This window comes from Streptomyces sp. NPDC059003, assembly GCF_042740445.1.
Classification (GTDB): Bacteria; Actinomycetota; Actinomycetes; order Streptomycetales; family Streptomycetaceae; genus Streptomyces.
This window is the reverse complement of sequence record NZ_JBHYJH010000274.1, coordinates 1-8,072: the sequence shown is the minus strand read 5'-3', so window position 1 is coordinate 8,072 and position 8,072 is coordinate 1. Positions and strand designations below refer to the sequence as shown.

The window sequence follows — 8,072 nt, the reverse complement described above, 5'->3', positions numbered from 1 at the left end:
GGCGTTTGAGGAGCGGGGGTCTGGGGGCGGAGCCCCCAGTTCGGGAAGGGGCGGGCTTGGGGGCCTCCCGGCAGGGCACGGCCTCAGCGGAGGGACTCCGCGGGGACGGCCGCGCCCTCGCCGCGGGGCACCGGTATCCCCGGCTCGCCCTCCCCGGCAGGGGCACCGCACTCCATCCGCCACGGCAACCGCAGCGCAGCCACCGCACCAAGCACCAACAACCCCGCACTGACCAGCAGCGTCACATGCAGCCCGGACACGAAGGAGTCCCGCGCGGCCGCCCGCAGGGCGGCCCCCTGCCCCCCGCCGAGCCGCTCCGCGACCTCATAGGCCTCGCCCAGCGAGTGCCCCGCCGCCGCACTGTCCGCCGCCGGAACACCCCGTACGGAGGAGAGCCCGGGCGCGTACGCCGCGTTCATGACGCTGCCGAGCAGCGCGATGCCGATGCCGGCGCCCAGCTGGTAGGAGGTCTCGCCGATCGCGGCGGCCCCGCCCGCCTGGGTCTGCGGCGCCTCGCTGAGCATCGACTCGTACGCGCCGAACAGCGTGGTCTCCAGGCCGAAGCCGAGCAGCACGAAGCCGGTCAGGAGCAGCGGAGCGTTGTCGTGGCCGCCCATGCCGGTGAGGGCGAGGACGGCGAGCGCGGTGAGGGCGAAGCCGGAGGCGACCATGCGGCGCGGCCCGAAGCGCTGGAGCATCCGGGACCCGGCGAGCCCGGCGGCCATGGCGGCGATGGTGAGCGGGAGCAGCCGAAGGCCGGTCTCCAGCGGGGACAGGCCGAGCACCAGCTGGAGGTACTGCGCGGCGATCAGCTCGAGGCCGACGAGCGCGAGCATCGCGAGCACGATGCAGCCGACGGACGTGCTGAAGGCGGGCCGTGTGAACATCGCCAGGTCGACGAGCGGATGCGCCCGCCGCCGCTGTCTGCGGACGAACGCGGCGAGCAGCCCGGCGCCCAGGGCGAGGGACACCAGCGTGGTCGCGCCCAGCGGGGACTCGCCGCCGCCGAGCCGCTTCACACCGAGGACGAGCCCGAAGAGCCCGGCCGCGGCCATCAGCGCGCCGACCACGTCCCACGGCCCGTCGCGCTCGCCGGTCGACTCGGGCAGGAGCCAGCGGCCGACGGGCAGGCTGATCAGCATCAGCGGGATGTTGATGAGGAAGACCGAGCCCCACCAGAAGTGTTCGAGCAGGAACCCGCCGAGCAGCGGTCCGACGGCCGCGCCCACGGCGGCGACCGCGCTCCAGATGCCGATGGCGAGCGCCCGTTCGCGCCGGTCGGGGAAGACCTGGCGCAGGATCGAGAGCGTCGCGGGCATGATCATGGCGCCGCCGACGCCGAGCAGCGCGCGGGCCGCGATCAGGACGGTCGGGGTGTCCGCGAGGGCCGCCACCGCCGAGGCCACGCCGAACAGGCCGTACCCGAGAAGCAGCACGCGTCTGCGGCCGACGCGGTCGCCGAGCGTGCCGAACAGGATGAGCAGCGAGGCGCAGACCAGTGGATAGATGTCCACGATCCACAGCAGCTCGATCCCGCCGGGCTTGAGGTCCTCGGTGACGGCGGGCACGGCGACGTGCAGGACGGTGGCGTCGACGGCGACGAGCAGCAGGCTGACGCAGAGGACGACGAGCACGACCCAGCGGTTGGCGCCCGCGCCGGGGGGCCGACGGCCGGATGGAGCGGCGGCCGTGGTCAACCCGGACATGTACGTACCTCCCAGTGATTACTCGCGCGTGCGGCCCAGCGGGTGGGGACGTCCGGCTGTGGCGGCTGTGAACAGCGAGTGGCCATCAACATACGCGAGTCCTCCGGCACCGCGCGTGGCGGACCTCTCATGGTTGCGCAGCCGACCTGTGGCATACGACACAGGGCCCCAGCCCGCCCGGCGTTTGAGGGCGAGGCGCGAAGCGCCAACAAGGCGGGGAAAGGGGCGCAGCCCCATATAGGCGGGGCCCGGGGCGCGGCCCCAGGAGAGGGCGGGCGGGTGGGGATAATCAGCCGGTGACCGATCTTGCCAAACGCCCAGCGATGGGCACCGCACTGCTGGCGTACGCAGGCGTGCGCGCCCTGGGCCTCGCGGCCCTGGCGATCTGGGGAGCGACCGCGGGCAAGAGCCCGCACAAGCTGCTCACCGCCCGCTGGGACTCCCTCTGGTACACCCGCGTCGCCGAGCACGGCTACGGCTGGGAGGTGCGGCTCCCGGACGGCAGCGTGCACTCCAACCTGGCGTTCTTCCCGCTGCTCCCCTGGCTGGAGCGGCTCGTGTCGGCGGTGAGCCCGCTGTCGTACGCGGACGCGGGCCTGGTGGTGAGCTGGGTCGCGTCGCTGTGTGCCGCGGGCGGGATCTTCAAGGTCGCGGATCATCTCTACGGCGGGCGGGCCGGCGTCTGCGCGGTCGCGCTGTGGGCGGTGCTTCCCGTCGGCATCGTGCAGTCGATGGCGTACAGCGAGTCGCTGTTCACGGCCCTCGCCACCTGGTCGCTGTACGCGGTGCTCACCGGGCGCTGGGTGACGGCGGGCGCGCTCGCCTCGCTCGCCGGGCTCACCCGGCCGGTGGGCGGGGCGGTGGTCGTCGCGCTGTGGGTGGCGGCCGTCGTGGCGGTGCGCCGACAGCGGCGGGGCGAGCTGCCGGCCGACCGGCGCGCCAACGGGCGGCTCGCCCTCGCCGTGCTGCTCGCGCCGCTCGGGGCCGCGGGCTATGTGCTGTGGGTCGGGCACCGCACGGGCGACGGGCTCTTCGGCTACCTCGATGTGCAGAAGGGGTGGGGCAACGGCTTCGACGGCGGGTACGCCTTCGGGAAGTTCATCGGGGAGAAGTTCACCTCCGTGCCGGGTGCGCTCGCCGGGCTCGGCCTGATCGTCGGGGTCGGCCTGCTGATCTGGCTGTACGTCGTCGGGGTGCGGCAGTGCCAGCCGCTGCCGCTGCTCGTCTACACCGGGATCGTCGTGGCGCTCGCGCTGTGTGCCGCGGGTTACTTCGGCTCCAAACCACGCCTGCTGATGCCCGCCTTCCCGCTGCTCTTCCCACTCGCGGTGGCGCTCGCGCGGCTGCGTACGCCGAGGTCGGCGGCGGTGCTCGGCGGGGTGGCGGTGCTCAGTGCGGTGTACGGGGCGTTCTGGCTGCACGGTTCCGGGCCGTTGTGATCCCACCCCGACCCCGCCCCGATCCCCCCTCGATCGCGCCCCGATCCCGCCAAGATCGTTTACTCAAGATCGCCCCGATGGCGCCCCGTGAGCACCCGGTGAGCGGCCGGAGAATTCCGTACCAGCTTCCGGTGAACGCATTCATGAGCCGCACTTAAATGACAGGGGTAAAGATCAACGAATTGGGTAAAGCGACCCCCATTGAATAGGGATTCCGGCGGGAATAAACCGGAGCCTGAGATCAATGCCACATCACATCGTCATCACAAACCCGGGGAATCGGCCGGGCGGGACGCTCACTCGCTGTAACGTCGATTGGGTGCGTACCGAACGAAACCTGACCCGTCTGGACCGGCTCTTCGCCCGTCTTGACCGTGAGCCGGAGAGGCCGGCCCACCTCGATGTGCCGAAGATGAGCCGGCACAGAGTCGTGCTGTTCAGCTCGACCCTGGCCTTCTATCTCGCCATCGTGGTCGCGGTGCTCGCCACCTCCTGGCTGGTCCGGTTCGACTGGCAGGTCATGTTCTTCCGGCCCTACCAGCAGTGGCCCGAGGTGCACGGCTTCCTCGACTACTGGGTCGTGCTCGGCCAGCGCGGCCCGACGGCCGTGATGGTCGCGGCCTGGCTGGGCTGGCGCTCCTGGCGGCAGCACACGCTCCGCCCGCTCCTGATGTTCGGTACGGCCCTGCTCCTGCTCAACGCCACGGTCGGCGCCGCCAAGATCGGCATGGGCCGCCTCGGTCCGCACTACGCCACCGTGATCGGCTCGAACGAGATGGGGCAGGGCGGCGATATATTCCCCTCGGGCCACACCGCCAACGCCGTCGTGACCTGGGGAATCCTGGCCTATCTCGCATCCACCCCGCTGACCCGCCGCTATCTGTCGGCGATCTCCGCCGTGGTCTCGCTGAGCGTCGGCCTCACCACCGTCTACCTCGGTACGCACTGGCTGAGCGACGTCCTGCTCGGCTGGGCCGCAGGCCTGCTCATCCTGCTCGCGCTGCCGTGGTTCGAGCCGCTCGCCGCCCGTGCGGAGGCCTGGATCCTCGGCGTCCGCGACCGCCTGCGGACCCGCCCGTCGGGCGCCGGCGCACCGGTCCCGGCCCTGGTGCCGCAGCGGACGCCCGCGGGCACCGCGACGGCCTCCGGCCCCGGCGACAAGCCGTCCCCGCGCGAGCCCGTCGCCGCCGCCAGGACCCGCACCCCGGCCTACCTCGCCCCCGGCCCGCACACCGCCCGCTGCGAGCGCACCCCGGTCACCCCGGCGGGCCCCCGCCGCCCGCCGCACCCGGACCGCGTGCGCGGCACGTCGGCCCGCCCGGTCGCGGGCGGCTGACCCACCCCGAGGACTGCGGGACCGGTACGCACAGCTGACTCCCGCACGACGAAGGCCCCGGTTCCGTTCAGGAGCCGGGGCCTTCGCGCGAGCTCGGGCGGGCCGGGCGGGCGACGTGCGGTCAGCCCTTCCAGCAGCGCCTCACCGTGCCGTCCTCGACCTCGAAGTTCAGCCGCCCCGCGAGGTACTCCATCGTGATGAACGTGCCCGGCGGCAGCGACCTGACGGTGGACCAGCCGTGCGCGCGGGCCCGGCGCTCGGCGGCCTCGGCGCCGAGGCCGACATAGGAGTCCGGGGTGTCCTGGGGTTCCTGGGCGGGTGTGGGGATGGGTGCCATGTCCGCCACGTTAGGCGGCGGATTCGCGCCGGGGAACCCCGGTACGGGCCGGGCGCCGCGCACCACACGTCACCGGTACCCCTCTGGTCACGCTTTTGTCACAGGATCACGACGCGTGTTTCGCCCTAACTCCGTCACACGTACGAGCGGTTCCGCGCCGCTCCCACCCTAATTCGAGGTGAACTCCGAGGAACTTCCGGGCCTCTTGAGTGATCGCCGGAAAACCGCGTCAAGGGCTTCACCAAAGGCCGCGGGAAGGGCGGCGCGAACATCTCCGGAAACCCTTTACCGATCCTCCGCATTCGCGATTCCCGGACGGCCCGAGGGAGGTGACACCGCATAAGGAATTCCCGATTCCACACCTGCGGGCCGGGCGCGCACCGGTGCGCGCCGCGGCGCCCCGGCGTCGTACGCCCCCTGTCGGAGTCGGGGCGCGGCGAGCATCATGGCCTGTGCTTCGGGCAGCCCGGGACGCGACAGCGAAGGGGCAAGCGATGGGGACGCAGACGGTGCGGGCACAGGCGCGGCCGGGGCGGGAGCGGTCGCCGGGGCGGGTCGTCGTGGACTGGCTGACCACCACCGACCACAAGAAGATCGGCCATCTGTATCTGATCACGTCGTTCGTCTTCTTCCTGATCGCCGGCGTGATGGCGCTCCTGATGCGGGCGGAGCTCGCCCGGCCCGGCCTTCAGCTGATGACCAACGAGCAGTTCAACCAGGCGTTCACGATGCACGGCACGATCATGCTGCTGCTCTTCGCGACGCCGACGTTCGCGGGCTTCGCCAACGAGATCATGCCGCTGCAGATCGGCTCGCCCGACGTGGCGTTCCCGCGCCTGAACATGCTCTCGTACTGGCTGTTCCTCTTCGGCGGCCTGATGGTGCTCGGCTCGCTGCTCGTGCCCAGCGGGCCCGCGGCCTTCGGCTGGTTCGCGTACGCGCCGCTCAACAGCCTGGAGCGGTCGCCCGGGATCGGCGCCGACCTGTGGATCATGGGGCTCGCGCTCTCCGGGTTCGGCACGATCCTCGGCTCGGTGAACTTCCTGACCACCATCATCGGCATGCGTGCGCCCGGCATGACCATGTTCCGGCTGCCCATCTTCACCTGGAACGTCCTGTTCACCTCCATCCTGGTGCTCATCGCGTTCCCGGTGCTCGCGGCCGCGCTGCTCGTGCTCGAGGCGGACCGGCGCTTCCACTCGGTCGTCTTCGACGCCCAGTTCGGGGGTGCGCTGCTGTGGCAGCACCTCTTCTGGTTCTTCGGGCATCCGGAGGTCTACATCATCGCGCTGCCGTTCTTCGGCATCATCACGGAGATCATCCCGGTGTTCAGCCGGAAGCCGATCTTCGGCTATCTGCCGCTCGTCGGCGCGACGATGGCCATCACGGGCCTGTCGGTGGTCGTGTGGGCGCACCACATGTTCGCGACGGGCGCGGTGCTCCTGCCGTTCTTCTCGTTCATGTCGTTCCTGATCGCGGTGCCCACCGGGGTGAAGTTCTTCAACTGGACCGGCACGATGCTCAAGGGCTCGCTGTCCTTCGAGACGCCGATGCTGTGGGCGATCGGCTTCCTGGTGTCGTTCCTGTTCGGCGGCCTGACGGGGGTGCTGCTCGCCTCGCCGCCGATCGACTTCCACGTCACCGACTCGTACTTCGTCGTGGCGCACTTCCACTACGTCGTGTTCGGCACCGTCGTCTTCGCGACCTTCGGCGGCTTCTACTTCTGGTGGCCGAAGCTCACCGGCAGGATGCTCGACGAGCGCCTCGGCAAGATCCACTTCTGGACGCTCTTCGTCGGCTTCCACACGACGTTCCTCGTGCAGCACTGGCTGGGCGCGGAGGGCATGCCGCGCCGGTACGCCGACTATCTGGACGCGGACGGCTTCACGGTCCTCAACACCATCTCGACCATCGGCGCCTTCCTGCTCGGCCTCTCCACGCTGCCGTTCCTCTACAACCTCTGGAAGACGGCCAAGTACGGCGAGAAGGTCGAGGTCGACGACCCGTGGGGGTTCGGCCGCTCCCTGGAGTGGGCGACCTCCTGCCCGCCGCCGCGGCACAACTTCGTCACGCTGCCCCGGATCCGCTCCGAGTCCCCGGCGTTCGACCTGCACCATCCGGAGTACGCGGCGTTCCGGGCCCCGGACGACCAGACGGCGCACCCCGGTCCAGGGCCCGGCTCAGGCGATCCCGGAGCGACCGAATCCGCTCGTTGAGCCCGGCGGGCTCGACGACCTCGAACTCGAAGCCCAGGAACATCACGTGGAAGGCCATGAACTCCAGGCTGGCCGCGCCCGTGCGCAGCAGACAGGTGTCCTCGGTCTCGGCCTCCAGGGTGCCGTCGAGCGGCCGCACCCGCCGCGCCGCCTCCTCCAGGGGCACGAACAGGCGGACGGTGGACTCCTCGGCGTAGGCGCGGGTGGAGACGCCCCGTGCGACGTACGCGGCGAGGTCGTCGGCGGGCGGCGTGCGGGGCGCGCAGCGCGGGCCGTGCGGGGGCCGCGGCGTGACGCGGTCCACGCGGAACGTGCGCCAGTCGTCGCGGTCCAGGTCCCAGGCGACCAGGTACCAGCGGCGCTCGGTGCACACCAGGCGGTGCGGCTCGACGGCCCGGCGGCTCGAACTGCCGTTGTGGTCGCGGTAGTCGAAGCGCAGGCGCTCGGAGTCCCGGCAGACGGCGGCCAGTTCGGTGAGCACGGACGCGTCGACGGTCTGCTCGCTCGGGGTGTGCAGCATCGGTACGGTGAAGGCGTTCAGGGCGCCGACGCGGCGTCGCAGCCTGCTCGGAAGGACCTGTTCGAGCTTGCCGAGCGCGCGTACGGAGCTCTCGCCGATGCCCTCGATGCCCTGTCCCGCCGCGGTGCGCAGGCCCACGGCGACGGCGACCGCCTCGTCGTCGTCCAGGAGCAGCGGCGGCAGCTCGGCCCCCGCCCCCAGCTGATAGCCGCCGCCCGTGCCGGGGCTGGCGTTGACGGGGTAGCCGAGCTCGCGCAGCCGGTCGACGTCGCGGCGGACGGTGCGGGGGGTGACGCCGAGGCGGTCCGCGAGGTCGGCGCCGGACCATTCGCGGTGGGCCTGCAGCAGGGAGAGCAGGCGGAGCAGTCGTGCGGAGGTCTCCAACATGCGCATGATTGTCCCGTCTACCTGGCTCCCGTCCCGGGGGCTCCGCCCCCAGACCCCCTTCTCTCCGGCCCTGCGGGCCTCGCCCTCAAACGCCGGGCGGGCTGATTCCCCCACCCACCCGCCCTCTCCTG

The 8,072-nt window shown here is 71.6% G+C and carries 5 protein-coding genes and 1 pseudogene; 3 read left to right on the top strand and 3 right to left on the bottom strand.

What is annotated here, in order from left to right; all coding sequences use genetic code 11:
• Window positions 1-83: 83 nt before the first annotated feature.
• On the bottom strand, window positions 84-1,706 hold the full coding sequence (locus ACFWZ5_RS43125) for an MFS transporter (protein WP_384805077.1): 1,623 nt from the start codon (window positions 1,704-1,706) through the stop codon (window positions 84-86).
• Window positions 1,707-2,029: 323 nt separating this feature from the next.
• Between ACFWZ5_RS43125 and ACFWZ5_RS43120 the strand changes: the two genes are divergently transcribed.
• A complete protein-coding gene (locus tag ACFWZ5_RS43120) occupies window positions 2,030-3,145 on the top strand; it encodes a glycosyltransferase family 39 protein (RefSeq protein WP_384805079.1) in 1,116 nt (371 codons plus the stop codon).
• 319 nt (window positions 3,146-3,464) lie between these two features.
• Complete coding sequence (locus ACFWZ5_RS43115) at window positions 3,465-4,481, top strand: phosphatase PAP2 family protein (RefSeq protein ID WP_384805075.1); 1,017 nt, start codon at window positions 3,465-3,467, stop codon at window positions 4,479-4,481.
• A 121-nt stretch (window positions 4,482-4,602) separates the two neighbouring features.
• Here ACFWZ5_RS43115 and ACFWZ5_RS43110 read toward each other — a convergent pair whose 3' ends face one another.
• Window positions 4,603-4,818: an I78 family peptidase inhibitor gene (locus ACFWZ5_RS43110; RefSeq protein WP_384805073.1), complete on the bottom strand. Its 216-nt coding sequence runs from the start codon at window positions 4,816-4,818 to the stop codon at window positions 4,603-4,605.
• A gap of 494 nt (window positions 4,819-5,312) precedes the next feature.
• On the opposite strand from ACFWZ5_RS43110, the pseudogene ctaD reads away from it, so the two are divergent.
• Window positions 5,313-6,839: pseudogene (ctaD, locus tag ACFWZ5_RS43105) on the top strand (cytochrome c oxidase subunit I); the annotation flags it as partial.
• A 46-nt stretch (window positions 6,840-6,885) separates the two neighbouring features.
• On the opposite strand, the gene ACFWZ5_RS43100 reads toward ctaD, so the two are convergent.
• On the bottom strand, window positions 6,886-7,941 hold the full coding sequence (locus ACFWZ5_RS43100; protein WP_384805071.1) for a helix-turn-helix transcriptional regulator: 1,056 nt from the start codon (window positions 7,939-7,941) through the stop codon (window positions 6,886-6,888).
• Between the last annotated feature and the right edge of the window lie 131 nt (window positions 7,942-8,072).

Coding starts and splice junctions, on each gene's coding strand:
- ACFWZ5_RS43125 (WP_384805077.1), bottom strand. CDS start 1,706: ATGTCCGGGTTGACCACGGCCGCCGCTCCATCCGGCCGTCGGCCCCCC.
- ACFWZ5_RS43120 (WP_384805079.1), top strand. CDS start 2,030: ATGGGCACCGCACTGCTGGCGTACGCAGGCGTGCGCGCCCTGGGCCTC.
- ACFWZ5_RS43110 (WP_384805073.1), bottom strand. CDS start 4,818: ATGGCACCCATCCCCACACCCGCCCAGGAACCCCAGGACACCCCGGAC.
- ACFWZ5_RS43100 (WP_384805071.1), bottom strand. CDS start 7,941: ATGTTGGAGACCTCCGCACGACTGCTCCGCCTGCTCTCCCTGCTGCAG.